At 62.5% G+C, this 21849-nt stretch carries 24 protein-coding genes and 1 pseudogene; 6 read left to right on the top strand and 19 right to left on the bottom strand.

What is annotated here, in order from left to right; all coding sequences use genetic code 11:
- Window positions 1-59: 59 nt before the first annotated feature.
- Complete coding sequence (locus ACLH0J_RS01730; protein WP_411390633.1) at window positions 60-1019, top strand: amino acid ABC transporter permease; 960 nt, start codon at window positions 60-62, stop codon at window positions 1017-1019.
- The gene (locus ACLH0J_RS01725; protein WP_411390632.1) at window positions 1012-1746 is read left to right on the top strand and encodes an amino acid ABC transporter ATP-binding protein; all 735 of its coding nucleotides are present in this window, start codon (window positions 1012-1014) and stop codon (window positions 1744-1746) included. The genes ACLH0J_RS01730 and ACLH0J_RS01725 overlap by 8 nt, the downstream gene beginning before the upstream one ends.
- Before the next feature lie 12 nt (window positions 1747-1758).
- Here the strand turns inward: ACLH0J_RS01725 and ACLH0J_RS01720 are convergent, their stop codons facing one another.
- From ACLH0J_RS01720 to ubiE, 12 genes and pseudogenes are all read right to left on the bottom strand, one after another.
- Window positions 1759-3666, bottom strand: a complete 1908-nt coding sequence (locus tag ACLH0J_RS01720) for a methyl-accepting chemotaxis protein (RefSeq protein ID WP_411390631.1) — start codon at window positions 3664-3666, stop codon at window positions 1759-1761.
- A gap of 166 nt (window positions 3667-3832) precedes the next feature.
- On the bottom strand, window positions 3833-4546 hold the full coding sequence (locus tag ACLH0J_RS01715; protein ID WP_411392762.1) for a methyl-accepting chemotaxis protein: 714 nt from the start codon (window positions 4544-4546) through the stop codon (window positions 3833-3835).
- A 144-nt stretch (window positions 4547-4690) separates the two neighbouring features.
- Window positions 4691-5659: pseudogene (locus ACLH0J_RS01710) on the bottom strand (methyl-accepting chemotaxis protein); the annotation flags it as partial.
- 236 nt (window positions 5660-5895) lie between these two features.
- On the bottom strand, window positions 5896-6603 hold the full coding sequence (locus ACLH0J_RS01705) for a 16S rRNA (uracil(1498)-N(3))-methyltransferase (protein ID WP_411390630.1): 708 nt from the start codon (window positions 6601-6603) through the stop codon (window positions 5896-5898).
- Window positions 6600-7391 carry a twin-arginine translocase subunit TatC gene (tatC, locus tag ACLH0J_RS01700; RefSeq protein WP_411390629.1) on the bottom strand — a complete coding sequence of 264 codons (792 nt, stop codon included), beginning with the start codon at window positions 7389-7391 and terminating at the stop codon, window positions 6600-6602. The genes ACLH0J_RS01705 and tatC overlap by 4 nt, the downstream gene beginning before the upstream one ends.
- A complete protein-coding gene (gene tatB, locus ACLH0J_RS01695) occupies window positions 7388-7798 on the bottom strand; it encodes a Sec-independent protein translocase protein TatB (protein ID WP_411390628.1) in 411 nt (136 codons plus the stop codon). Before tatB ends, tatC begins: the two co-directional genes overlap by 4 nt.
- 10 nt (window positions 7799-7808) lie before the next feature.
- A complete protein-coding gene (locus tag ACLH0J_RS01690; RefSeq protein WP_012721795.1) occupies window positions 7809-8087 on the bottom strand; it encodes a twin-arginine translocase TatA/TatE family subunit in 279 nt (92 codons plus the stop codon).
- 25 nt (window positions 8088-8112) lie between these two features.
- Window positions 8113-8445, bottom strand: coding sequence for a phosphoribosyl-ATP diphosphatase (locus tag ACLH0J_RS01685; RefSeq protein WP_411390627.1), 333 nt, complete (start codon window positions 8443-8445; stop codon window positions 8113-8115).
- Between the two features lie 2 nt (window positions 8446-8447).
- Complete coding sequence (hisI, locus tag ACLH0J_RS01680) at window positions 8448-8840, bottom strand: phosphoribosyl-AMP cyclohydrolase (protein WP_010563181.1); 393 nt, start codon at window positions 8838-8840, stop codon at window positions 8448-8450.
- A gap of 41 nt (window positions 8841-8881) precedes the next feature.
- Complete coding sequence (ubiB, locus tag ACLH0J_RS01675) at window positions 8882-10486, bottom strand: ubiquinone biosynthesis regulatory protein kinase UbiB (RefSeq protein ID WP_411390626.1); 1605 nt, start codon at window positions 10484-10486, stop codon at window positions 8882-8884.
- Complete coding sequence (locus ACLH0J_RS01670) at window positions 10483-11106, bottom strand: SCP2 domain-containing protein (protein WP_010563183.1); 624 nt, start codon at window positions 11104-11106, stop codon at window positions 10483-10485. The genes ubiB and ACLH0J_RS01670 overlap by 4 nt, the downstream gene beginning before the upstream one ends.
- Window positions 11106-11876: a bifunctional demethylmenaquinone methyltransferase/2-methoxy-6-polyprenyl-1,4-benzoquinol methylase UbiE gene (gene ubiE, locus ACLH0J_RS01665; RefSeq protein WP_010563184.1), complete on the bottom strand. Its 771-nt coding sequence runs from the start codon at window positions 11874-11876 to the stop codon at window positions 11106-11108. Before ubiE ends, ACLH0J_RS01670 begins: the two co-directional genes overlap by 1 nt.
- A gap of 157 nt (window positions 11877-12033) precedes the next feature.
- Here ubiE and ACLH0J_RS01660 point away from each other — a divergent pair, with 157 nt between their 5' ends.
- From ACLH0J_RS01660 to ACLH0J_RS01650, 3 genes are all read left to right on the top strand, one after another.
- Entirely contained in the window at window positions 12034-12309 is a 276-nt protein-coding gene (locus ACLH0J_RS01660) for a polyhydroxyalkanoic acid system family protein (protein ID WP_411390625.1), read from the top strand.
- A 105-nt stretch (window positions 12310-12414) separates the two neighbouring features.
- Window positions 12415-12837, top strand: coding sequence for a phasin family protein (locus ACLH0J_RS01655; protein ID WP_411390624.1), 423 nt, complete (start codon window positions 12415-12417; stop codon window positions 12835-12837).
- A gap of 12 nt (window positions 12838-12849) precedes the next feature.
- A complete protein-coding gene (locus ACLH0J_RS01650) occupies window positions 12850-13782 on the top strand; it encodes a phasin family protein (protein ID WP_411390623.1) in 933 nt (310 codons plus the stop codon).
- A 74-nt stretch (window positions 13783-13856) separates the two neighbouring features.
- Here ACLH0J_RS01650 and ACLH0J_RS01645 read toward each other — a convergent pair whose 3' ends face one another.
- The 6 genes from ACLH0J_RS01645 to ACLH0J_RS01620 form a co-directional block, all read right to left on the bottom strand.
- Window positions 13857-14384 carry a fimbrial protein gene (locus ACLH0J_RS01645; protein ID WP_411390622.1) on the bottom strand — a complete coding sequence of 176 codons (528 nt, stop codon included), beginning with the start codon at window positions 14382-14384 and terminating at the stop codon, window positions 13857-13859.
- A gap of 18 nt (window positions 14385-14402) precedes the next feature.
- The gene (locus tag ACLH0J_RS01640; protein WP_411390621.1) at window positions 14403-15347 is read right to left on the bottom strand and encodes a fimbrial protein; all 945 of its coding nucleotides are present in this window, start codon (window positions 15345-15347) and stop codon (window positions 14403-14405) included.
- A gap of 2 nt (window positions 15348-15349) precedes the next feature.
- Window positions 15350-17860 (bottom strand): fimbria/pilus outer membrane usher protein, encoded by a 2511-nt coding sequence (locus tag ACLH0J_RS01635; protein WP_411392761.1) that lies wholly within the window; start codon window positions 17858-17860, stop codon window positions 15350-15352.
- Window positions 17861-18030: 170 nt separating this feature from the next.
- Window positions 18031-18789 (bottom strand): molecular chaperone, encoded by a 759-nt coding sequence (locus tag ACLH0J_RS01630; RefSeq protein ID WP_411390620.1) that lies wholly within the window; start codon window positions 18787-18789, stop codon window positions 18031-18033.
- An 8-nt stretch (window positions 18790-18797) separates the two neighbouring features.
- Window positions 18798-19574 (bottom strand): molecular chaperone, encoded by a 777-nt coding sequence (locus tag ACLH0J_RS01625; RefSeq protein ID WP_411390619.1) that lies wholly within the window; start codon window positions 19572-19574, stop codon window positions 18798-18800.
- 57 nt (window positions 19575-19631) lie between these two features.
- Entirely contained in the window at window positions 19632-20204 is a 573-nt protein-coding gene (locus tag ACLH0J_RS01620; protein ID WP_411390618.1) for a fimbrial protein, read from the bottom strand.
- A gap of 318 nt (window positions 20205-20522) precedes the next feature.
- Between ACLH0J_RS01620 and ACLH0J_RS01615 the strand changes: the two genes are divergently transcribed.
- Window positions 20523-21218 (top strand): response regulator, encoded by a 696-nt coding sequence (locus ACLH0J_RS01615; RefSeq protein WP_411390617.1) that lies wholly within the window; start codon window positions 20523-20525, stop codon window positions 21216-21218.
- Window positions 21219-21228: 10 nt separating this feature from the next.
- Here ACLH0J_RS01615 and ACLH0J_RS01610 read toward each other — a convergent pair whose 3' ends face one another.
- A complete protein-coding gene (locus tag ACLH0J_RS01610; RefSeq protein ID WP_411390616.1) occupies window positions 21229-21849 on the bottom strand; it encodes a TetR/AcrR family transcriptional regulator in 621 nt (206 codons plus the stop codon).

Here is a 21849-nt window from a genome sequence, read left to right as displayed (position 1 = left end):
AGGGCAAGCCCGCTCGCCACAAAGGCGGGTGCTTACCCGACCCTTTTGGATGTTGAGTAATGAAACAGAAAAAAGCCCAATGGCCCTGGCACCTGCTGACCGTGGCCGTGCTGGTCGGCCTGGCCGGCGCGCTCTACTACGCCACCTCGCTGATGTCCTACGAATGGCGCTGGAACCGCGTGCCGCAGTACTTCGCCTATCAGGCCGAGGAGGCGCAGCGTGCCGCGGATATTTCCACCGTCATTGAGCTGGTCCGCAAGGGCGATATGGCCGAAGTCACCCTGCGCAACGACGCCGGCAGCGTGCAGACCCTCACCGTGGCCGACGACAGCCTGAAAGTGGCGCGCGGCGATGACGTGGCCGAGGGCGATGTGATCGGGGTGAACCGGCATTGGGCGTTGGGGCCGTTGATGTGGGGCTTGTGGACCACGTTATGGCTGTCGGTGGTGTCCGGCATCCTGGGCCTGGCGATCGGTTTGGCCACCGGGTTGTGCCGGTTGTCCAATAACCCGACGTTGCGCGATCTGTCGACGATCTACGTCGAACTGGTGCGCGGTACGCCGCTGTTGGTGCAGATCTTCATTTTCTATTTCTTTATCGGCACGGTGCTCAATCTGTCCCGCGAGTTTGCCGGGATCGCCGCGCTGTCGCTGTTCACCGGCGCCTATGTGGCGGAAATCGTCCGCGCCGGCGTGCAGTCCATCACCCGTGGCCAGAACGAAGCTGCCCGCTCCCTGGGCCTGAGTGCCAGCCAGTCGATGCGCCATGTGGTGCTGCCGCAGGCGTTCAAGCGCGTGTTGCCGCCGCTGGCCGGGCAATTTATCAGCCTGGTGAAAGACACTTCGCTGGTGTCGGTGATCGCCATTACCGAACTGCTCAAGAGCGGCCGCGAAGTGATCACCACCTCGTTTTCGCCATTTGAAATCCTGTTCTGCGTCGCAGGTTTGTACCTGTTGATCAACCTGCCGCTGTCGAAAATGGCCAGCCGGCTTGAGCGGAGGCTCGCGCAAAGTGATTGAAGTCCGCGATCTGGTAAAAGTCTTCGACACCCGCGGCCATGTGGTGCGCGCCGTGGATCACGTCACCACCCAGGTGGCCAAGGGCGAAGTGCTGGTGGTCATCGGCCCGTCCGGTTCGGGCAAGTCGACCTTCCTGCGTTGCCTCAATGGCCTGGAAGAATTCGACTCGGGCTCGGTCAGCATCGACGGCCTGCAACTGGCCGATGCGAAAACCGATGTGAACGCCTATCGCCGTGAAGTCGGCATGGTGTTCCAGCACTTCAACCTGTTCCCCCACATGACCGTGCTGGAAAACCTGTGCCTGGCGCAAAAAGTCGTGCGCAAGCGCAGCAAGAAAGAGCGCGAAGCCAAGGCCATGGCGTTGCTGGAAAAGGTCGGCATTGCGCAGAAAGCCAACGAGTTCCCCTCACGGTTGTCCGGCGGCCAGCAACAGCGCGTGGCGATTGCCCGGGCGCTGGCGATGGACCCCAAGGTGATGCTGTTCGATGAGCCCACTTCGGCACTCGATCCGGAAATGGTCGGCGAAGTGCTGGACGTCATGAAAACCCTGGCCCTGGAAGGCATGACCATGGTCTGCGTGACCCACGAAATGGGCTTCGCCCGCGAAGTGGCGCATCGCGTGCTGTTCTTCGATCACGGCAAGTTGCTCGAAGATGCGACCCCCGCCGAGTTCTTCGATGCGCCGAAAGACCCACGGGCCCAGGCGTTCCTGCGTCAAGTGCTGTAAGGGGCTGGGAGGTCACACCTTGAACTTCCCCACGCATCGCTGCAAATCCGTTCCCAGCCGCGCCAACTCGATACTCGCCGTCGCCGTCTGCTCACTGGCCGCGGCGGTTTGCTCCGAGGCGTCACGGACTTTCAATACGCTGCGATTGATCTCTTCGGCCACTGCGCTTTGCTCTTCGGCCGCGGCGGCGATCTGCGGGTTCATTTCCTGGATCACCGCCACGGTGCGCGCGATTTCCGTCAGGGCGTCGCCGGCGTTGCGTGCCAGGCCGACGCTGTTATCGGTCAGCGTGCGGCTGTAGTCCATGATGTCGGCGACTTCCTGGGTGCCGCTGTGCAAGCCGCCGATCAGCCCTTCGATTTCTTCGGCGGACTGCTGGGTGCGTTGGGCCAGGCTGCGCACTTCATCGGCGACCACCGCGAAGCCTTGGCCCGCCTCGCCGGCCCGCGCGGCTTCGATCGCGGCATTGAGCGCCAGCAGGTTGGTCTGCTGCGACACGGACTTGATCACATCCAGCACGCTGCCGATCTTCTGGCTTTCCCGTTGCAGCGCAATCATGGCCTGGCTTGAGCGGGCCATCTCATGGGCCAGGTGTTCGATCTGCGCCACGGCATCCATCACCACCTGATCGCCCAGTTCGGTCTGTTGATTGGCCTCGCCGGCGGCAATCGACGCCTGCTCGGCATGGCGCGCCACTTCCTGGGCGGTGGCCAGCATCTGGTTCATGGCGGTCGCCACCTGCTCGGTTTCGTCGCGCTGATGATTGACCCCGGCGCGGGTTTGTACGGTGACGGCGGAAAGCTCCTCGGCGGCGCTGGCGATCTGCCTTGCGTTGTCGCTGATGCTGCCGATCAGCTCGCGCAGGTTCAGGGTCATTTGGGTCATGCTGCGTTGCAATTGGCCCAACTCGTCTTTGCGCCGCGTCTGCACATCGTGGCTCAGGTCGCCCTCGGCAATGCGATTGGCCACACTCAGCGCCTTGCGCAGCGGTTTCACGATTTGCCCGGCAATCACCCAGGCGGCGAGGATGCCGAGGAGCAAGGCGGCGGCGGTAATGCCCAGGGTTTGGGTGCGGGCTTGCTCGGCTTCGCGGTCGCGTCGTTGGGTCTGGTCCTGGCTCAGCAGGTCACTTTGCCCGAGCAATTGATCCAACTGCTGCTCCAACTGGTTTTGCGCGTTTTCGGTGTTGAGCTGGGTGTCCTTGAGGCGTGCCAGGTGGGTGCGGATGTCGAGTATGGCGGTTTTCAGCGCGCCACTGTCGACGGGCAGTTTCGCCACGGCCGCCTGGGCCAGCTCAAGGTTGCGTTCGGCATCGCTGACTGCCTTAGCGTAGGCGTCCAGTGAACTGGCAGCCCAGGCCGGGCTCTGGGCGCTGTCCTCGGCCTGTTCGATGGCCTGACGCAGATTTTCCACGGCATCCAGGGCTTTCTCATCCTCTTGATCGGGCAGGTCGCTGGCCAATTGCGCGAGGACGTCGCCGGTGTGCACGGAACTCTTTTTCAGTTGTTCGCGGGCACTCTCGCGTTTTTCAACCCGTGCGGGCACGTCCTTGAGCGTGGTTTTGAACATCGCACTGATACGTGCCATTTCGTGCAGGTACTCCATGGCTTTCGGCGCTGTGAGTCGGTTGGAAAGCTGCGTCAGGCTGCTGTCGATTTTCTCCGCGCTCGTGCTCAATCGGCTGAAGCTGTTGGCATCGTCCAGGGTGCGGTACACGATTCTGTCGGCGCGCAGCTCTTCGCCGGCCACGGCCAGTTGCGCGAGTACCGTCAGGGTTTGCGAGCGGTAAAGCGACGCCGCCAGGGCCTGCCAGCCGGTTGCAGCAATCACGAGGCTCAGGGCCAGTACCAGGGAAAAGCCCAGGGCCAGTTTGAGGGTGACACTGGCGTCACCTAACAGCTGAGAGATTCGGCGAAGCATGATTAACCCTCCAGCAAGTGAACAACGGACGTTCTTGACGGTACGCAAGCACCTTGAACTGAGTTGAACGCTAGTTGCCTTGAGGGTGAGCTGGGGCTGATAAGTGCGTAGGAAATTTCACAGATTGCTGGCGGCGACCCAGGACAGGCCGCCGCGCAGGCGCAAGTCAGACCTGGAAGCGGCCGACCAGTGTTTGCAGATGGATGCCCAGGCGCGCCAGTTCGGTACTCGAGGTGGCGGTCTCTTCACTGGCTGCCGCGGTCTGCTCCGAGATATCGCGCACGTTCAGCACGCTGCGGTTGACCTCTTCGGCCACCGCGCTTTGCTGCTCGGCGGCGGTGGCGATCTGGGCGTTCATCGCCTGGATGGTCGAGACGGTGCGGGTGATGTTCGCCAGGGCGCTGCCGGCGCTGCGGGTCAACTCGACGCTGCTGTCGGTGAGGCCGCGGCTGTTGTCCATGATGGTCGCCACCTGCTGGGTGCCGCTTTGCAGGCTGACGATCAGCTCTTCGATCTCTTCGGTGGATTTCTGGGTGCGCTGGGCCAGGCTGCGCACTTCATCGGCCACTACCGCGAAACCACGCCCGGCTTCACCGGCGCGTGCGGCTTCGATCGCGGCGTTGAGGGCCAGCAAGTTGGTTTGTTGGGCCACGGACTTGATCACGTCGAGCACGCTGCCGATCTTGTCGCTTTCACGCTTGAGGTGGCCCATGGCCTCGGTGGAGTGGCCCACTTCGGTGGCCAGGCGTTCGATCTGGGCGATGGCTTGCCCCACTACCTTATCGCCCTCGCGCGCCTGTTGGTCGGCAGCCACGGCTGCTTCGGAGGCTTCCTCGGCGTTGCGCGCCACTTCCAGCACGGTGGCCGCCATTTCATTCATGGCGGTGGCCACCTGGTCGGTTTCGATCTTCTGGCTGTTGACCCCGGCGCTGGTCTGTTCGGTCACGGCCGACAGTTGCTCGGCGGCGCGGGCGATCTGGGTCACGCCGTCGCTGATGCCGCCGATCAACTCGCGCAGGCCGACGCTCATGCTTTGCATGGCTCGTTGCAACTGGCCGAGTTCGTCCTGGCGTGCGGAGTTCAGGTTGTGGCTCAAGTCGCCCGAGGCCACGCGCTCGGCGACCTGCAAGGTCTGGTTCAGCGGAATGATGATCTGACGGGTGATGGCCCAGGCCGCGACCAGGCCGAAGATCAGCGCCAGTGCGGTTGCCAGCAGCAGGAAGTACTTGGCCTGCGCGGCATCGGTGTCACGCACCACGGTCTGGGAGACGGTGAGTTTATCGCTATGACTGAGCAGCAGATCGCCCTGTGCACTCATGGTCTTGAGCGCCACTGCGGTGGCAACCTGGGAGTCACGGTACTGGCTGACCGCCGCACGGTAGGCTTGCAGCGAGACGCTGGCCTGTTGCAGGTTGGCCTGGTACTCGGCAGGCAGTTGGCCTTCCAGTTCGGTGATTTTCTTGAGGGCGTTGTCGATGGCATCGAGGGCCGGTTGCTCGGCGTCGACCTTGCCGCTGTAGGTGTAGCCGCGCACTTGGAAGCGCGCCTGCTGGATCAGCTTGCTCAGTTCGACCACGCGATTGAACGGGCTCACGCTGTCGCCTTGCAGCAGCGACTTCTCGACTTCGCTGACCTTGAGCACGGCATTGTCGGCGGTATTGCCCAGTTTGCTACGGGCGTTTTCGCGATTGTCGCCGGCTTGCGCCATGTCCTTGAAGGCGCGCTTGTATTGCTCCACGGCGGCCAGTTGCTCATCAATCAGGACGATGTCGGCAGGTTGTTCGATCAGGGTGCGGGCGGTCTTCATGCCGCTGTCCAGGCGGTTCAGCAGGTCGCTGACGGCCGCCGTGCCTTGTTCGCCGTGGCGCATCTCATAGTCCAGGCGGGCCAGGCGCAGGTCCTTGGTCAAGACATTGAGGCTGGAGATATACCCCAGTTTGTCACCGCGGCTGGCCACATCGCTCAGGCCGGTCCAGCCGGTGACGGTGATCATCAGTGTCAACAGCAATACCAGACCAAAGCCGACGCCCAGCTTGGTTCTGACGCTGACATTCCCCAGCTTTTCGGCTAACCAACGATACATGCTGCGAACTCCTTGGACTTATTCGAAGAGTATCGGCAGCGCCCGCGCATTCTGTAGGCGCGAGCTCGCTCGCGAAAATCGTCAACGATAACGCCGCGCCATCAGGCAACCCACGTTGCCGATGGTTTTTTCGCGAGCACAGGAATTTAAAAGAGGCGGGAGAGCAGGGCGGTGACGGCAGTTTCCACCCGCAGGATCCGTGCGCCGAGCTGCACCGGCTGCAAGCCGGCCTTGGTCAGCAGGTCGACTTCGTAGGGAATCCAGCCGCCTTCCGGGCCGATGGCCAGGGTCACCGGCTCATCCAGCCCGCGCGGGCACGCCGGGTAATCGCCTGGATGGCCGATCAGGCCAAGGGTGCCGTCGGTCATCGCCGGCAGGCGGTCTTCGACGAAGGGCTTAAAGCGCTTTTCGATCACGATCTCGGGCAGCACCGTGTCCCGCGCCTGTTCCAGGCCGAGGATCAGTTGTTCGCGAATCGCCTCGGGTTCCAGGAACGGGGTTTGCCAGAAGCTCTTCTCGACCCGGTAACTGTTGAGCAGCACCACCTTCGGCACACCCATGGCGGCCACGGTTTGCAGGACCCGGCGCAGCATCTTCGGACGCGGCAGGGCCAGCAGCAGGGTCAGGGGCAGTTTGGCCGGGGGCGGCAGGTCGAAGCTGACGTGCAGCTCGGCTTCGCTCGGTTCAAGGCGCAGCAGTTGCGCATTGCCCATCAGCCCGCCGAGGCGACCGACCCGCAGGTTGTCGCCCACCGCCGCGCGGTGGACGTCCTGCATATGCACCAGACGCCGATCCCGCAGGATCACCCGGTCGGCCGCGATAAAGTCGGCGTCTTCCAGCAACAGCAGGTTCACGGCTGGGTCGCTGGCGGCTGGTCGTCGTCGACGGGCTGGTCATCCGGGTGTTCGCCCCGTTTGGTGATCAGGCTGCTGAACAGGATGCCGATCTCGAACAGCATCCACATCGGCACGGCCAGCAGGGTCTGGGAGAAGATGTCCGGCGGGGTGAGGATCATGCCGACCACGAAGCAGCCGATGATCACGTAGGGGCGGATCTTCTTCAGGTATTTGACGTTGACCACGCCGATCCACACCAGCAGCACCACGGCCACCGGGATTTCGAAGGCCACGCCGAAGGCGAAGAACAGCGTCATCACGAAGTCGAGGTAGCTGGTGATGTCAGTCATCATCTCCACGCCGGCCGGGGTGGCGGCGGCGAAGAACTTGAAGATCAGCGGGAACACCAGGAAGTAGGCGAACGCCATGCCGGTGTAGAACAGCAGGATGCTCGACACCAAAAGCGGCACTGCGATGCGCTTCTCATGCTTGTACAGGCCCGGCGCGATAAAGCCCCAGATCTGATGCAGGATCACCGGGATCGCCAGGAACAGCGAAACCATCATCGTCAGCTTCAGCGGCGTGAGGAACGGCGATGACACGTCGGTGGCGATCATCGTCGCGCCGGCCGGCAGGTACTGGCGCAGCGGCGTGGAAACGAAGGTGTAGATCTGCTGGGTAAAGGCGAACAGCCCGGCGAAGATCACGAAGATCGCCGCTACACAACGCAGCAGGCGGGTACGCAGCTCGGTGAGGTGCGAGACCAGCGGCATATGCTGGTCGTTTTCCGGTTTATCAGCGCTCATGGGGCTCGCGGCGGCAATGTAGGGTCATGGGGCGCGGGCGGCGTGACGGGTGCCGGCGCGGGCTCGGTTGGCGCGGTGTGGATCGGCTCGGCAGGCGTGGCGTCCACCGCCGGCGCGATGCTGTGTTCGGCCACAGGCTCCACCGGTTTGGCGGGTTCCTGCACCGGCGACAGGATCTTGCGTGCCTCTTGCTCCAACGACAGGATGTGTTCGTTGTGCAATTGGCGGCGGATTTCGTCAGCGCCGATTTCCCGTTCAACTTCCTGTTTGATGGCGTTGAAACTGCGTTTCAGGCGCCCGATCCACAAGCCGGCCGTGCGCGCGGCACCGGGCAGGCGTTCCGGCCCCAATACCAGCAGGGCCACAAGGCCGACGAGCAGCAGTTCAGAGAAGCTGATACCAAACATTAGTCAGTGCTCACGAGTCTTTGCGGGTCGGCTCTTCGACTTTTTCAGCCTGCACGTCGAAGGTACGACGCTCGGTGATCGGCTGGGTGGCCTGCGGGTGCACAGGCTGGGCCGGCGGCACTGGGTTGACGACAGGGTCGGCGGGTTTTTCATCGTCGTTCATGGCCTTGCGAAAGCCCTTGATCGACTCGCCAACGTCGGTGCCGAGGTTTTTCAGTTTCTTGGTGCCGAACACCAGAACAACCACCACCAGAATGACGATCCAGTGTTTCCAGTCAAAAATGCCCATGCTGCAATTCCTCTGTAAAAGTTATTCAGGCGGACGGGCGCGAGGCCTTTTCGACGTGCCCGGACAAGCCGAAGCGACGGTCCAGTTCATCCAGCACGGCCTGCGGATGCTGCCCCAGGTGGGCGAGCATGACCAGGCTGTGGAACCACAGGTCGGCGGTTTCATAGATCACATCGCTGCAGTTGCCGCTGACTTCGGCATCCTTGGCGGCAATGATGGTCTCGATGGATTCTTCGCCGAGTTTTTCCAGGATCTTGTTCAGGCCCTTGTGGTACAGGCTGGCGACGTAGGAGCTTTCGGCATCTGCGCCTTTGCGCTCTTCCAGCACCTGGGCCACACGGTTGAGGGTATCGCTCATGTCTAGTGTCCTGCCGAGTAAATGGCGTGTGGGTCTTTGAGCACGGGTTCGACAACTTTCCATTCGCCGTTCTCGAACACGCGATAGAAGCAGCTGTGACGCCCGGTGTGGCAGGCGATGCCGCCGATCTGCTCGACCATGAGGATCACCACGTCGGCGTCGCAGTCCAGGCGCATCTCGTGCAGGGTTTGCACGTGCCCGGACTCTTCGCCCTTGCGCCACAGTTTGCCACGCGAGCGTGACCAGTAAATGGCGCGCTGCTCAGCGGCAGTCAGGCTCAGGGCCTCGCGGTTCATCCAGGCCATCATCAGCACGCGCCCGGTCTTGTAGTCCTGGGCAATGGCCGGCACCAGGCCGTCACTGTCCCACTTGATTTCGTCCAGCCAGTCTTTCATGTTCGGCTCCGGCAATTTGCGACAGTGTATAACCGGATTGGCTACCGACGCACGATCAGATAAACACCCACGGCGACCATGATCCCGGCCGGCCAGTGGCCCAGTTGATTCAGCGGCCCGCCGATGGCGAGCATCACCCCGCCGACCAGATGCGCGGCGCCCAGCAGGCGCAGGAACCAGTCGTCCTTGCGCGTGTGCCACGGCGGCGCCGGGTCCTTGGCGTGGGGCTGGGACATGCGCTCCAGCAGGTCGCGGGTCATGTTGGCCAGGTGCGGCAGTTGCTCCACCTGGCTCTGCAGGTTGCCCAGCAGGGTTTTCGGGCTGACCCGCTCGCGCATCCAGCGTTCCAGGAACGGCTGCGCGGTGTTCCACAGGTCGAGGTCCGGGTACAACTGGCGGCCCAGGCCTTCAATGTTCAGCAGGGTTTTCTGCAGCAGCACCAATTGCGGCTGCACTTCCATATTGAAGCGCCGCGCGGTCTGGAACAGGCGCATCAGCACCTGGCCGAATGAAATATCTTTTAATGGCTTTTCGAAGATCGGCTCGCACACGGTGCGGATCGCCGCCTCGAATTCGTTGAGCTTGGTTTCCGCCGGCACCCAGCCCGAATCAATGTGCAACTGCGCCACGCGGCGGTAGTCACGCTTGAAGAAGGCGAACAGGTTGCGTGCCAGGTAGTCCTGGTCTTCCGGGGTCAGGCTGCCGACGATGCCGCAGTCGATCGCGATGTACTGCGGGCTCCACGGGTTGATGGTGCTGACGAAGATATTGCCGGGGTGCATGTCGGCGTGGAAAAAACTGTCGCGGAACACCTGGGTGAAGAAGATCTCCACGCCGCGCTCGGCGAGCATCTTCATGTCGGTGCGCTGGTCGGCCAGGGTCGCGAGGTCGGTGACCTGCACGCCGTAGATGCGCTCCATCACCAGCACTTTTGGCCGGCACCAGTCCCAATACACTTGGGGTACATATAACAGCGGCGAGCCTTCGAAATTGCGCTTGAGCTGGCTGGCGTTGGCCGCTTCGCGCAGCAGGTCAAGTTCGTCGTAGATGGTTTTTTCGTAGTCGGCGACCACGTCCACCGGGTGCAGCAGGCGCGCATCGGCGGAGAAACGCTCGGCGGCGCGGGCCAGGATGAACAGCCACGCCAGGTCCTGGCCGATGATCGGCTTGAGGCCCGGGCGGATCACCTTGACCACCACTTCTTCGCCGGTCTTGAGCTGCGCCGCGTGCACTTGCGCCACCGAGGCCGAGGCCAGGGGCTCGACGTCGAAGCGGCTGAACACCTCGCTGATCTTCTTGCCCAGCTGTTCTTCGATCAGCCGCATCGACTGCTGCGAATCGAACGGCTGCACGCGGTCCTGCAGCAGCATCAACTCGTCGGCGATGTCTTCGGGCAACAGGTCGCGGCGGGTCGAGAGGATCTGCCCGAACTTGATGAAGATCGGTCCCAGGTCCTGCAACGCCAGGCGCAGGCGCGCGCCACGGCTCAGGTCCAGCGGCTTGCGCGGGAACCAGCGCCACGGCAGCACATAGCGCACGGCGAGCAGGAACCACGGCAAGGGCAGGGCGAACAGCAGGTCATCGAGACGGTAGCGGATTACGACGCGCTGGATACGGAACAGACGGCGGACGGCGAGCAGCTTCATGCGTTATCGCTTGGATCAAGGGAACGGCTCAGGCGCTCGAAGCGGGCCTCGAGGCGTTCCAGGTCGATTTTGGCCTTGTCGAGTTCACGAAAGCGCGCTTGCGCTTCCCGTTGTCCGACCAGGGTGCGCGATTCTTCGCTCAGGTATTCGGCGAGGTTCTGGTTGAGGCTGGCGAATCCCTGCTGGTACCAGCGCGTGCGACTGCGCAGGTGCCCGCTGATCAACTGGGTGGCCACGGGGCCGATCCAGCGCGACAGTTCGTATTCCCAGTCCAGTTCCAGGTCCTGCAGCACGGCGGCCAGGTCCATCAGCACCGCGCTGTCGCCTTCCAGTTCGACGTCGGGGCCGTGGAGGATGGCGGTCTTGTTACGGCTCAGCGCCAGGTGCAACAGGCTTGAGGCCGGCGCACGCAAGGTGCAGTCGGCCTCGGCGGCCCATTGGCTCGCGAGCAACAGGCCTTCATCGCTGGGCAGGATAAACAGCTGCAGGGCCGGGCTGGTGCAGTCGACGGCAATTACCTTGCCGTTCAAGTGCGCCAGCCGCGCCAGGGCGGTGCTGTCCAGGCGCAGCACACGGTTGAGGCCGTGTTCGACGCTGGCGAGAAGGCCTTGGAACAGCATCAGGGTTTGATGCCGCGGTGCAGGGCGACGATGCCCGAGGTCATGTTGTGATAGGTCACGCGGTCGAAACCGGCTTCCACCATCATCGACTTCAGGGTTTCCTGGTCGGGGTGCATGCGGATCGATTCGGCCAGGTAGCGGTAGCTCTCGGCGTCGTTGGTGATCAGCTTGCCCATCAGCGGCATGAAGGCGAACGAGTAGGTGTCGTAGACCTTGGACATCAGCGCGTTGGTGGGCTTGGAGAACTCCAGCACCAACAGGCGGCCGCCGGGCTTGAGCACGCGCAGCATGGAACGCAGCGCGTCTTCCTTGTGGGTCACGTTGCGCAGGCCGAAGGCGATGGTCACGCAGTCGAAATGGTTGTCCGGGAACGGCAGTTTTTCCGCATCGGCCTGGACGAACTCGATATTGCCGGCCACGCCTTTGTCGAGCAGGCGATCGCGACCGACCTTGAGCATCGAACCGTTGATGTCTGCCAGCACCACCTGGCCGGTCGGGCCGACCAACTTGGAGAACTTGGCCGCCAGGTCGCCCGTGCCGCCGGCGATGTCCAGCACGCGGTTGCCGGTCCGCACGCCCGACAGCTCGATGGTGAACCGCTTCCACAGGCGGTGCATGCCGCCGGAGAGCACGTCGTTCATCAGGTCGTACTTGGCGGCTACGGAGTGGAACACCTCAGCGACTTTTTCCGCTTTCTGGCTTTCCGGAACGTTCTTGAAGCCGAAGTGAGTGGTGGGTTCGGCATCGCTGCCTTTGCGCTGATCAGTCATATCGCTGTCACCAAAAGAGAATGCGGCACATGATAATCCCCAAGGCTTGCTTTGTCTTGGCAAGGCTGCAGGTAAGATAGGGGGGCACCGAGACCTTTTGCCGCATGGCAGGTATTCACGTCTCTATTCTTCAAGTCTTTAAAGAGGAGCCATTGCAATGGCCCGTATAACCGTTGAGCGCGCTCATTCCCTGGGTAAAGAACAAGCACGGGCAAAGACCGATAAGTTGGCGCAAAAACTCCAGGCGCAATATGGCCTGGAGCCGTCGTGGTCCGGCGATACCCTGAACCTCAAGCGTTCCGGGGTCAAAGGCACGGTGCAGGTGGCCGATGATTCGCTGCGTATTGATGTGGAACTGGGCCTGTTGATGTCGGCCATGAGTGGCACCATCAAGTCGGAAATCGAGAAAGCCCTGGATAAAGCCTTGTCCTGATCGGCCTGTTCTTAGGGTGCCGATTCTAATTTTTCCTCCTACTTTGTGCCCAAGCCCTCAACTCCTGCGGGCCGTTCCTCCACCCTTTTCTGCGTGAGGTGCACCATGGCCAAAGTTATCCTGAAGAAAAAAATCGACGCCCAGACCACCGCCCTGAGTGACGTTAAAACCTACGCCCGCAAGATCTGGCTGGCGGGCCTGGGTGCTTATGCCAAGGTCGGAAGTGAGGGCAGCGAGTACTTCAAAGAGCTGGTTAAGGCCGGCCAACATGTTGAAAGTAAAGGTAAAAAAGTTGCAGTTGAACAACTTGACGCGGCCAACAGTCAGATTGACCAAGTCAAGAGTAATGTCTCCGCTGTCAAAGGTCGTGTAGACGTTCAACTGGATAAAGTTGAAAAAGCTTTTGATACTCGCATTGCCAGTGCCTTGAATCGAATGGGCATTGCGTCTAAACATGACGTGGAGACACTCTCTGCTAAGCTCGAAGAGCTGACGGCATTGCTCGAACGTGTCGCGCGTAAACACTAAGGAGACATCGGGATGGCTGTTAAAAAGACTACTCAGAAAGAAAGCAGCTCGTGGGTCGGGAAAGTTGAAGAATATTCCCGCAAGATCTGGCTGGCTGGTTTAGGCGTTTACTCGAAGATCGACAGTGACGGCAGCAAACTCTTCGAGACTTTGGTTAAAGATGGCGAGAAGGCTGAGAAAGTTGCCAATAGCGCTGTCGGAAAAAAAGTGACCGCCGCCAAAGCGACTGCTGGTTCGCGCATCAGTGATGCAAAGAAACAGGTCCTGGGCACGTGGAGCGAGCTTGAAGGTGCGCTGGACAAGCGCCTCAACAGTGCCATTTCGCGACTGGGCGTACCAAGCCGGACTGAAGTGAAAGCGCTTCACACCAAGGTCGATACCCTGACCAAGCAAATCGAAAAACTCACTGGCGCCAAAGTGACTCCGGTAAAAACCGCAGCCGCCAAGCCTGCTGCGAAAACCGCAGCCGCTAAACCCGCTGCGAAAGCGCCCGCCAAGGCGCTGGCGAAGGCCGCCGCCAAACCGGCTGCAAAACCGGCTGCAAAACCAGCTGCAAAACCAGCGGCCAAGGCACCCTCCAAGGTCGCCGCTGCCAAACCAGCAGCCAAGCCTGCCGCCAAACCTGTGGCTGCTAAAGCCGCCGCCAAGCCTGCCGCTAAAGCCGCTGCAAAACCTGCAGCCAAGGCCGCCGCCAAACCGGCCGCCAAGCCAGCGGCTAAACCCGTAGCTGCCAAGCCTGCCGCTAAAGCCGCTGCAAAACCTGCCGCGGCGAAAAAGCCAGCCGCAGCGAAAAAACCAGCAGCGCCCAAGCCCGCCGTAGCGGCCAAGCCTGCCACTGCGCCGGCGCCAGCCGTGTCCTCAGCCAACTCGGTCGCCGCGCCGACCCCAGCTGTTGTCACCCCGACTGCAACGCCGGCCACCCCGACGCCATCCAGTCAGTCCTGATTGTTGCGGGACACCCGAATGCCCGGCCTGTGAAGGTCGGGCTTTTTTGTGTGTGCGCACAACGCTGCGACACCTCAGTTGTAAGTGATCGAAACGGTCACGGCGCTGGCCAGGGTTCCGTGGCTGAGCTTCGCGCCGGTTTTGTGGTAGGCCGCCGTCAGTGGCAGCACGGCTTTGCCTTTGCTCGCCGTCGCCTTGCGGCTGCGTTGCGCAGGGGTGCCATTGGCGGGGATCGCGTAAACGGGCGACGCGCGGTGAGCCAGCCACAGCCCCGTGCCTTTTGAGGTGCCGGTATTGGCAAACAGTGCGGGGTTCCCGGCGGAGGGTGTGCCGGTGAACAGGAAGATCACGTTGCGAATATCCGACTCACAATCGGCCGTAATCTCGAAGTCGAAGGTGCCCGCGCTGGGCGTCGCATCGAAGTCCGATAGCTTGATGGTCGGCAAGGTGACGGTGCGGTTCACATCGCCGCCTACCAGGTTGCACGTCCCCGCGTTGATCTGACCGGTAAAGCGCAAGGTGCCGGTGGCGGCTGCCTGCGCGGTATTGGTCGCGAGGGCGGCGGTTGTTGTCAGCAGCAGCGCCAGCATGCGGATGGTCATCGGGTAATCCTCCGAGGTTCAGTCATAGGTGATGTTGACGGTGGCGGTGCTGACGAGGGTGCCTTGGCTGACCACGCCGTTCCTGTGATAAGCCGCGCCCAGCGGCAGGACGGCCCGGTTGCCGGAAACAGGCACCGTGCGGGTATTTTCGGCGCCATTGGGCGTTATGTTCTGGACGCTCCCGTTGAGGCGCGAGTAGAGCCACAGCGCGACGCCGCCGGCAGTGCCCGTATTGGCGAAAAGTCGGTCGTTGCCTGGCGCGGGGGCACCGGAAAAGACAAAGCTGACATTGGCCGCGCCGGTGCAGTTCGCCGTGAGGTCGAAGCTGTGTTCGCCGGCGAAGGTGCTCTGCTGAAGGGTGCTGACGTTGATCGGCGGCAGTGAGATCGCGCGGTTGACGTCGCCAGTCGCCAGGTCGCAGGTGGCTGCGGGTCTGACAAAACGGATGGGGTTGCCGATCAGCAGGGTAAGCGTCTGATGGGTCGTGTCCATGTGGTGCACCCGGATAGTCCCGGCAGGCACGGCCCCGTCGGTGACCGGCCCGGTTTTGTAGAAGGTCAACTGCGCGCCGGTAACGCTGGGGGTCGGTCCTACGAATCGGGTCTGTTGATTGTGCATGCCATAGCCGACGTTGACGCCATTGGCGTCTGTGAGGCGCAGGCGTACGCCCACACCGGCCACCTCGGTGCGATAGGCGGGGAAGTAGCCGGGATCTTTTGTCTGGTATCGCCCGGTGATGGTCAACAGCGTCCAGGTAGGGCAGTTCATGATGAAACTCTGCGCGGTACCGCTGAAGGCACCGCTGATGATTTCCCCGCCCACCGGGAGGCTGTCGGGTACGGTGATCGTGGCGGGCAGGTTGAGGGTCAACGTGTCGTTCTGATACCGCTCGCACGCCGCTTGCGCCGCGATGGGCAGGCCGAAAACCAGCAGTGTCGAAATGAGTGTGATGGCGCGTTTCATCGTCAGTCCCGCGATAAGAAATAGGGCGTTGTACTGGCTGGATCGACCGCGCAGGTGCCGACGTTCAGATGCAGCAACCGCTGGGCGCCGGCCGCACTCGATGGCGCGCCCACGTTGTAATGCAACCGGCAGGCGGCCCCGGCATCCGCCCCCCACCTGACCGTCAACTGCCCCTGTGCGCGTGCCACGCGGACAAAGGCTTTGCCGCCTTGGCCGATGACCCCGACACTGGCGCCGTCCGCATCGAACACATCCGCGCCGAATGGCAATGGGCTGCCGTCCTGACGCTGTGCGGTCATCAAGACCGCCTGGCCGCTGACAGTCTCGAAGTGCAGCTTCACCACGGCGCCGGCACGGGGCGCGACGTTTTGCGCGGCGGTCTTGAGTTCGACGTTGACGGACAGATCCTTCGGGTCCAGTTCGACGACGTTCTGGCGATAGGGGGTGAGGTAGGGCACCACCGCAAAACCGCGGTTGCCGACCTGGGCACTGTGGTTGCCGTTGATGCACGCGCCCTGGGCATCGGGCGCCTGCACGAGGCCGACGGTATCGCCCAGTTCCGGGGCGAAGGTCAGCCCGCCGGCATGGACGACGATGCCGCCGGTCATGCCCAGCGAGGTCGAGCGGTACGCGTTGCTCTGGCCGTGACCGGCGGACAGCACACCATGGGGTGTCTGGTACTTCACGTCGACACTGCTGGCATTGCCGCTGCCCTCGGCCCGGCTGCCGCTCACCCCGTAGCTGAACGCGCTGCGCTCGCCAAGGCTGCCACCCAGGCTGATGCGCTCGCCGCCGCTCCGATCGCCGCGGTAGGCCGTCGTGGTCAAGGTGGGCGAGTGCGCGCCGCTGCCCAGGGGCAGGCTCAGGGTGAGGTCCACTTGCTTATCGATGCTGTCGCTCAGCACATCGCGGCTGCGTTGCGCGCTGAGGGTGTAGTGCAGGCCTTTCCACGTGCCGCTGTACCCGGCGGTGAAAGTCAGGTTGCCGTTGGCACGGTTCCAATAGGTTTGCGAAGAGGCGGTCAGGTACACCGAACCGCTGTCCAGGCTCTGGTTGAGGCTGACGTCCATGCGGTCGCGCAGGCGTGAGACGTTGTCCAGGCGCAGCCCGTCGATGGCCAGGTCGCGCACGCGCGCGGCATCGCCCACGTTCAGGAAGCCGGCCGTGGAGTAACGGTACGCACCGAGGGCGAAGTGGGTGCCGGTGGCCGTGAAGTTCTTGCTGTAGCGCAGTTGCACGCTTTGCCCTGCACGCGGGCCGTGGCCCGGCAGATGGGCGTTCGAATGGGTCAGGTCGAACGACAGCGCGCCCAATGATGTGTTGAACGCCGCCCCCAGCAACTGCGACTGGTAGTCGTCACCGATCACGGCGCCGGTGTACCCGGTCAGCAGGTTGCTCAGGCCGCGCTCATAAGTGGCCTGCAGCAGCCTGGGCGGATGATGCAGGCCGATTTCATCCAGTTGGCCTGCGCTAAGGGCGTAGCGGCTGTAGCCGGGGCGCAGCAGGTTGGCGTTGGCGGCGAACGGCACGATGAACGTGCGCTGGCGGCCATCGGCCTCGGTGACGGTGACGCTCAGGTCGCCCCCATAGCCGGTGGGAAACAGGTCGTTGAGGACAAAGGGGCCGGGCGCGACGGACACCTCGTCCAACAACACGCCGCGCTGGCGCACGCTGACCCGCGCGTTGGTCTCGGCGACGCCGCGCACTACCGGGGCAAAGCCGGTCAGCGAGTCAGGCAGCATCCGATCGTCGCTGAACAGGCTGGCACCGCGCAGGCGCACGCTGTCGAACAGTTCGCCCGGCGTATAGATCTCGCCCACCATCAGTTGCGATTGCAAGCGGCTCCATTCGCGCTGCACATAGGTGGCGCTGCGTTGATAACCCGAGGCGAGTGCCGAACGGCTGTAGCTGCCCGTGTGGCGCCAGTGCCAATCGCCGAGGTTAAGCCCGCTGGACAGGCCCAGGTAGCTGGAACCGGCGGCGCGTCCATTGGCCTGGGTGGCGAATGTATTGGCGTTGTAGCGCACAAAGGCCGCATCAATTCCGCTGTCCCAGTGTTGCGGGTCCACGTAGCCGCGCGCCTGGTGTGCCAGGTACACCTGCGGGACCTGCAGATCCAGGCGGCTTTCGCCGGTGTCGAATTGGCTGCTGGCGCCCGGCAGGTAGGTGCCGATCTCGGCGCAGCGGGCAAACCGGCCGCTGGAGGGTTCATCGACGCTGTGCAGGTCGATGCCCAACCGTTGCAGGGCTTCGCGCTCCAGGCACAGTTGCGCGGTCTTCTGGCCGTCGAGGGCGACGAAGGTCAAGGTTTCGCGTCCGATCCACCGGCCGTTGAGGTGAACGTCGGTGCGGTAGCTGCCGGGCAGCACGACATTGCCATGGTTGAATTTGGCAATGTCCACGTGCATACCGGCCGCTCCGCCGGCAAAGAAGGCCGGGTTGAACTCGACCTGTTCTGCACTGTAGGCGCCGATTCCATGGGCACCGCCCACCAGCAGCAGGCCGCACAGCATAGGTTTCAAACGGGACCGGCTTATGGCGCGGGCTGGCCTGTACACACTCATTTTTACGTTTTCCAAAACAGAGGCTGGCCGAAAGACGGCAAGGAGAGCCCCTGCCCCATTGAATGGGCATTGACCGGAGGGGTTCGAGACAGCGAAGGCGGGACGCTAAGGCGCGCGGCTCAGCCTGGGCAGACGTTGGCGCGGTGGCGGTTCTTCATGCCCACGTCGTCGAGGGTCTGGAACTCGACGGTGGCCGCAGCGCCCAGGGGGGTGTTCGCGCTGGGTAACGCGAAGCGGTTGCGCCCGCCGGGAATCACCATGTTCCCGGCACCGGAGGCCGCGGGTTCGCGCACATGGCGTTGGCCTGCCGCCAGCACTTCGATGCGGTCGAAGGTCACGTGGTAAGGCGTGGGGTTGAAGACTTCCAGTGCCTGGCCTTGGGCGGTCTGGGCGTGGCACCACTGCAACTTGTCGGGCGCCGCCTCGACGCCGTAAGGCAGGTTCGGCGGACGAAAAAACACTTTGATCCGTGAACGGAAGGCGAACTGCAACTGGTCGGCGCGCTGGGCGCCTTGTGCCTGCGAAGGCACTTCCAGCAGGTTGAACCAGAACAGGCTTTCCCGGTTCGACGGCAAGGCTTCGCCCGTATACGCCAGGCGCAGGACCTGTTGCTTGCCCGGCTCCATGCGAAAGATCGGCGGGGTGATGACGAACGGGGCTGTCGCCTGGGCCGGCGTCGTCTGCTCATCGCCGCTGTCCAGCCACGCCTGGATCAGCACCGGTGCGTGGTTCTTGCTTTCCAGCCTGAGCGTCACCTCCTTGTCGTTCTGCGGGTAGACGATGCGGGTGCTGTCGATCACTACGCTCGCCTGCGCGGTGACGCTGGCGAACAGCACAAGCAGCAGCGCCAGGCGCTGGGAAAGGGCGGTCGTATGCATATGAACGGTCATTTTGCGCAGGTGGAGGGAAGTGCGGCCGAGTGACGTATGCGTGCACCAAAGTCGCTGACGCTGGTGAACTCCACTGTGGCTGGGCCGCTGGGACAGTTGCGCAACCGGGGCAGCACAAACTGCTTCATGTCGCCGGTCGGCATCAGCAGGCTGTCATCGGCGGCGGTGTTCGCCGCTTTGCTGAACCGTTTGCCGTCGCTGAGCAACTCGATCGACGCCAGGGAAACGTGGTACGGCGTCGGGTTGGTGGCTTGCAGGGCCCAGCCCTGTGCATGGGTCACCAGTTGCCACTGCAGTTTTGCCGGCGCCTGGTCGACCAGATAGGGCAGTGCCTGTGGCCGGAAAAACACGCGCAAGCGGGTGCGGAACGACAGCTCGATCTGGTTGCGTTGCGCGGCATCGGCGGACAGCGGCGGTATTTCCAGAACGTTGAGCCAGAACAGACTTTCGCGGTCGCTGGGCAACGGCTCGCCGGCATAGCGCAGGCGCAGGGCCTGCTGCTGGTGGGGCTCGATGCGGAAGATCGGCGGCGATACGTTGAACGGCGCATGTGCCGTTACCGGCGACGAGTGACGGTCGCCCGCATCCAGCCAGGTTTGCACCAACGCGGGACGGGGGCCTCGGTTTTCCAGGCGCACGATCACTTCCTGCCGTGCGGCAGGGTAGATCACCCGTGTGCCATGCACGATGACGCCGGCATCGGCTGGCAGCGCCAGCAGCGATAACCAGGCGCAGGCCAGGGTGGCGAACATCAGGCGGGTCATGTTTTTCATCATCTGTATTTTCGCGTCGGTAAGCGTTGGCCCTGACGTGCAAGGCCTGTCGCTCCCTTACTCGGCGTACTCGATCAAGAAGCCAACACGGGTGTTGACCGTGCCTTCGGTGACGGCGCCGCTGGCATACAGTTGCGCGGCCAGCGGGATAACGGCCTGGTTGTCGACGATCACCACGCCTTTGGATTTCCCGCTGTAGAGGTGGATCGGCGAGCCGTCGCGGTTAAGCACTTCCACCTGGACGTTCTTGGCGGCGGTGGTGTTGGCGGGGTCGTCGTGGCCATCGGTGTTCAAACGGCCCGTCGCCACGTCGATGGCCGGGCTGGTGGGATCGAAGGCCACCATGGCCGTGCGCCCGTTGGTGCAGCTGCCTTCGCCTGGCGCACCGATGCGCAGGGTGAAACCGGTCAGGTTGGCGCGATTACCTGCGCTTGCCAGCCGGGCCGCCGAAACGCCGCCGAGGTTGACGTCCTTGACCACGGCGCCGCTGCCGGCGGCTGCACCTTCAACCGTGCAGGTCAGGTCCGTCACCAGACCGCTGAAATTGAGGGTGCCATCGGTGGCGTACGCTGAGACTGCTGTGGTCAAGGCCAAGGCAGCAGCGACGGTGGATAAAGTGTGACCTTTCATGGTGGTTCCAGTGGTGATTCATCGGTGTTGCCCGCCATTAATCAAAGGCTGTTGCCTCATGTAGCGGGGGAGCCGTAATTTGCCGATTAACCGGTTGGGTATCTATAGAAAAGTATCGAGTTGCCTATCGTGATTATTTGAAAAGTAATGTTTTAAATTTAGGACTTTTCTGTAGTACCAAGATTTGCCTGTAAGACGTTGCTGTAGGGATGACTCTAATTGTCGTGTTGTATTGATCCTTGCATGTAGCTGGGTATACCGTGCGCATAACAGTCGGTTTGTTGATGTGATGCGGTATTCACTTATGCGAGGCGCTTTATGCCTACTTCAACTTCCAATATGTACACCGTCATGCTGTTAGATGATCACGAGATGGTTCGGCAGGGCATCGAGTTGGGGCTGAGCAAAGAGGCGGATCTCACGGTGATCGGTACTTTCGGCACCGGCAGGGAATTACTCGACGCGCTCGCGCGGCGGCCGGCGGACGTCGTGGTGATGGACTTTATCCTGGCGCCGTCGGACAACGACGGCCTCAGTCTGATCCAGGCACTGAATCGACGGTTCAGCCGCTGCCGGCCGTTGATTGTCTGTTCGCACTACACGCCGGCCACGGTTTCGCTGTCGTTGAAGGCCGGATGTTGGGGAATACTCGGGAAAACCCAGAACCTGACCGAATTGATCACGGCCATTCGAACGGTCGCCCAGGGGCGTATCTACTTGCAGCCGTGTATGGTGCCGGCACTGCAGGGCATACAGTCAGTGCTTGATGTCGCGACGATGAAATCGAAAATGGACGTTTCAACCTCGATGCAGTTGAACGCCTGTCTTACGCCTAAAGAACAGGAAGTGTTGCGCTGTTTTCTGGATGGCATGTCGGTGAACTCGATTGCCGCAAAGTTCTCGCGCAGTGCAAGTACGATCAGCACGCAAAAACAATCGGCTTATCGGAAGTTGGGTATCCGCAGCGACAGCGAACTGTTCAAGTTCACCCATCAGTTCAGGGGCGCGGGATGACGAACACGCACTAACCCTCATCGTCCAGATAACGCAGCGCCAACCGTTCGATGGCCTGGCGTGCCGGCATCATCAAATGGGGCGCCACCAGCATCATGATCTGGTAGACCACCACGCGCACCTCGCCTTCGCGATCGAGAATCCGCTGGTAGTCCAGGGAGAACAGCAGGGTCAGGGTGATCTGCTCCACCAATTGCCCTAGCGCCTGGGTATCGCTGACCAGTTGCCCCGCCGCCTGCAAGCGTGCCAGCAATGACGCCAGGGTGCGCTTGAGGGCCGTCAGCAAATGACGCATGCCCTTGGCCAGCTTCGGCAGGCGCCCCGCCAGGTTCGACAGGTCCTGGAACAGAAACCGGTAATGGGCCATGCGCTCGACGATCAGGTGCAGGAACAGCCAGTAGTCGTGGGCTTCCAGCTGCGCTTCCGCCGGTGGGTCGAGCAGCGGCGACAGCTCATGTTGAAAGCGCTCGAACAAGCCGAGCACCAGCGGTTCCTTGCCATGGAAGTGGTAGTAGAGGTTGCCGGGGCTGATCCCCATTTCATTGGCCACCTCCATGGTCGATACGTTCGGTTCGCCCTTTTGGTTGAACAACTGCAGGGCACATTCAAGGATACGATCGCGGGTTTTCAT

Origin of the sequence: Pseudomonas sp. MPB23 (assembly GCF_046605395.1) — a bacterium.
GTDB lineage: Bacteria > Pseudomonadota > Gammaproteobacteria > Pseudomonadales > Pseudomonadaceae > Aquipseudomonas.
The sequence above is the reverse complement of the archived record's forward strand: the minus strand, read 5'-3'. Positions and strand labels throughout refer to the sequence as shown.

Excerpts from the sequence above, each read along its gene's own strand:
- ACLH0J_RS01730 (WP_411390633.1), top strand. The coding sequence starts at position 60 with ATGAAACAGAAAAAAGCCCAATGGCCCTGGCACCTGCTGACCGTGGCC.
- ACLH0J_RS01720 (WP_411390631.1), bottom strand. The coding sequence starts at position 3,666 with ATGCTTCGCCGAATCTCTCAGCTGTTAGGTGACGCCAGTGTCACCCTC.
- ACLH0J_RS01715 (WP_411392762.1), bottom strand. The coding sequence starts at position 4,546 with ATGAATGAAATGGCGGCCACCGTGCTGGAAGTGGCGCGCAACGCCGAG.
- tatC (WP_411390629.1), bottom strand. The coding sequence starts at position 7,391 with ATGAGCGCTGATAAACCGGAAAACGACCAGCATATGCCGCTGGTCTCG.
- tatB (WP_411390628.1), bottom strand. The coding sequence starts at position 7,798 with ATGTTTGGTATCAGCTTCTCTGAACTGCTGCTCGTCGGCCTTGTGGCC.
- ACLH0J_RS01690 (WP_012721795.1), bottom strand. The coding sequence starts at position 8,087 with ATGGGCATTTTTGACTGGAAACACTGGATCGTCATTCTGGTGGTGGTT.
- ACLH0J_RS01685 (WP_411390627.1), bottom strand. The coding sequence starts at position 8,445 with ATGAGCGATACCCTCAACCGTGTGGCCCAGGTGCTGGAAGAGCGCAAA.
- hisI (WP_010563181.1), bottom strand. The coding sequence starts at position 8,840 with ATGAAAGACTGGCTGGACGAAATCAAGTGGGACAGTGACGGCCTGGTG.
- ubiB (WP_411390626.1), bottom strand. The coding sequence starts at position 10,486 with ATGAAGCTGCTCGCCGTCCGCCGTCTGTTCCGTATCCAGCGCGTCGTA.
- ACLH0J_RS01670 (WP_010563183.1), bottom strand. The coding sequence starts at position 11,106 with ATGCTGTTCCAAGGCCTTCTCGCCAGCGTCGAACACGGCCTCAACCGT.
- ubiE (WP_010563184.1), bottom strand. The coding sequence starts at position 11,876 with ATGACTGATCAGCGCAAAGGCAGCGATGCCGAACCCACCACTCACTTC.
- ACLH0J_RS01660 (WP_411390625.1), top strand. The coding sequence starts at position 12,034 with ATGGCCCGTATAACCGTTGAGCGCGCTCATTCCCTGGGTAAAGAACAA.
- ACLH0J_RS01655 (WP_411390624.1), top strand. The coding sequence starts at position 12,415 with ATGGCCAAAGTTATCCTGAAGAAAAAAATCGACGCCCAGACCACCGCC.
- ACLH0J_RS01650 (WP_411390623.1), top strand. The coding sequence starts at position 12,850 with ATGGCTGTTAAAAAGACTACTCAGAAAGAAAGCAGCTCGTGGGTCGGG.
- ACLH0J_RS01645 (WP_411390622.1), bottom strand. The coding sequence starts at position 14,384 with ATGACCATCCGCATGCTGGCGCTGCTGCTGACAACAACCGCCGCCCTC.
- ACLH0J_RS01640 (WP_411390621.1), bottom strand. The coding sequence starts at position 15,347 with ATGAAACGCGCCATCACACTCATTTCGACACTGCTGGTTTTCGGCCTG.
- ACLH0J_RS01635 (WP_411392761.1), bottom strand. The coding sequence starts at position 17,860 with ATGCTGTGCGGCCTGCTGCTGGTGGGCGGTGCCCATGGAATCGGCGCC.
- ACLH0J_RS01630 (WP_411390620.1), bottom strand. The coding sequence starts at position 18,789 with ATGCATACGACCGCCCTTTCCCAGCGCCTGGCGCTGCTGCTTGTGCTG.
- ACLH0J_RS01625 (WP_411390619.1), bottom strand. The coding sequence starts at position 19,574 with ATGAAAAACATGACCCGCCTGATGTTCGCCACCCTGGCCTGCGCCTGG.
- ACLH0J_RS01620 (WP_411390618.1), bottom strand. The coding sequence starts at position 20,204 with ATGAAAGGTCACACTTTATCCACCGTCGCTGCTGCCTTGGCCTTGACC.
- ACLH0J_RS01615 (WP_411390617.1), top strand. The coding sequence starts at position 20,523 with ATGCCTACTTCAACTTCCAATATGTACACCGTCATGCTGTTAGATGAT.
- ACLH0J_RS01610 (WP_411390616.1), bottom strand. The coding sequence starts at position 21,849 with ATGAAAACCCGCGATCGTATCCTTGAATGTGCCCTGCAGTTGTTCAAC.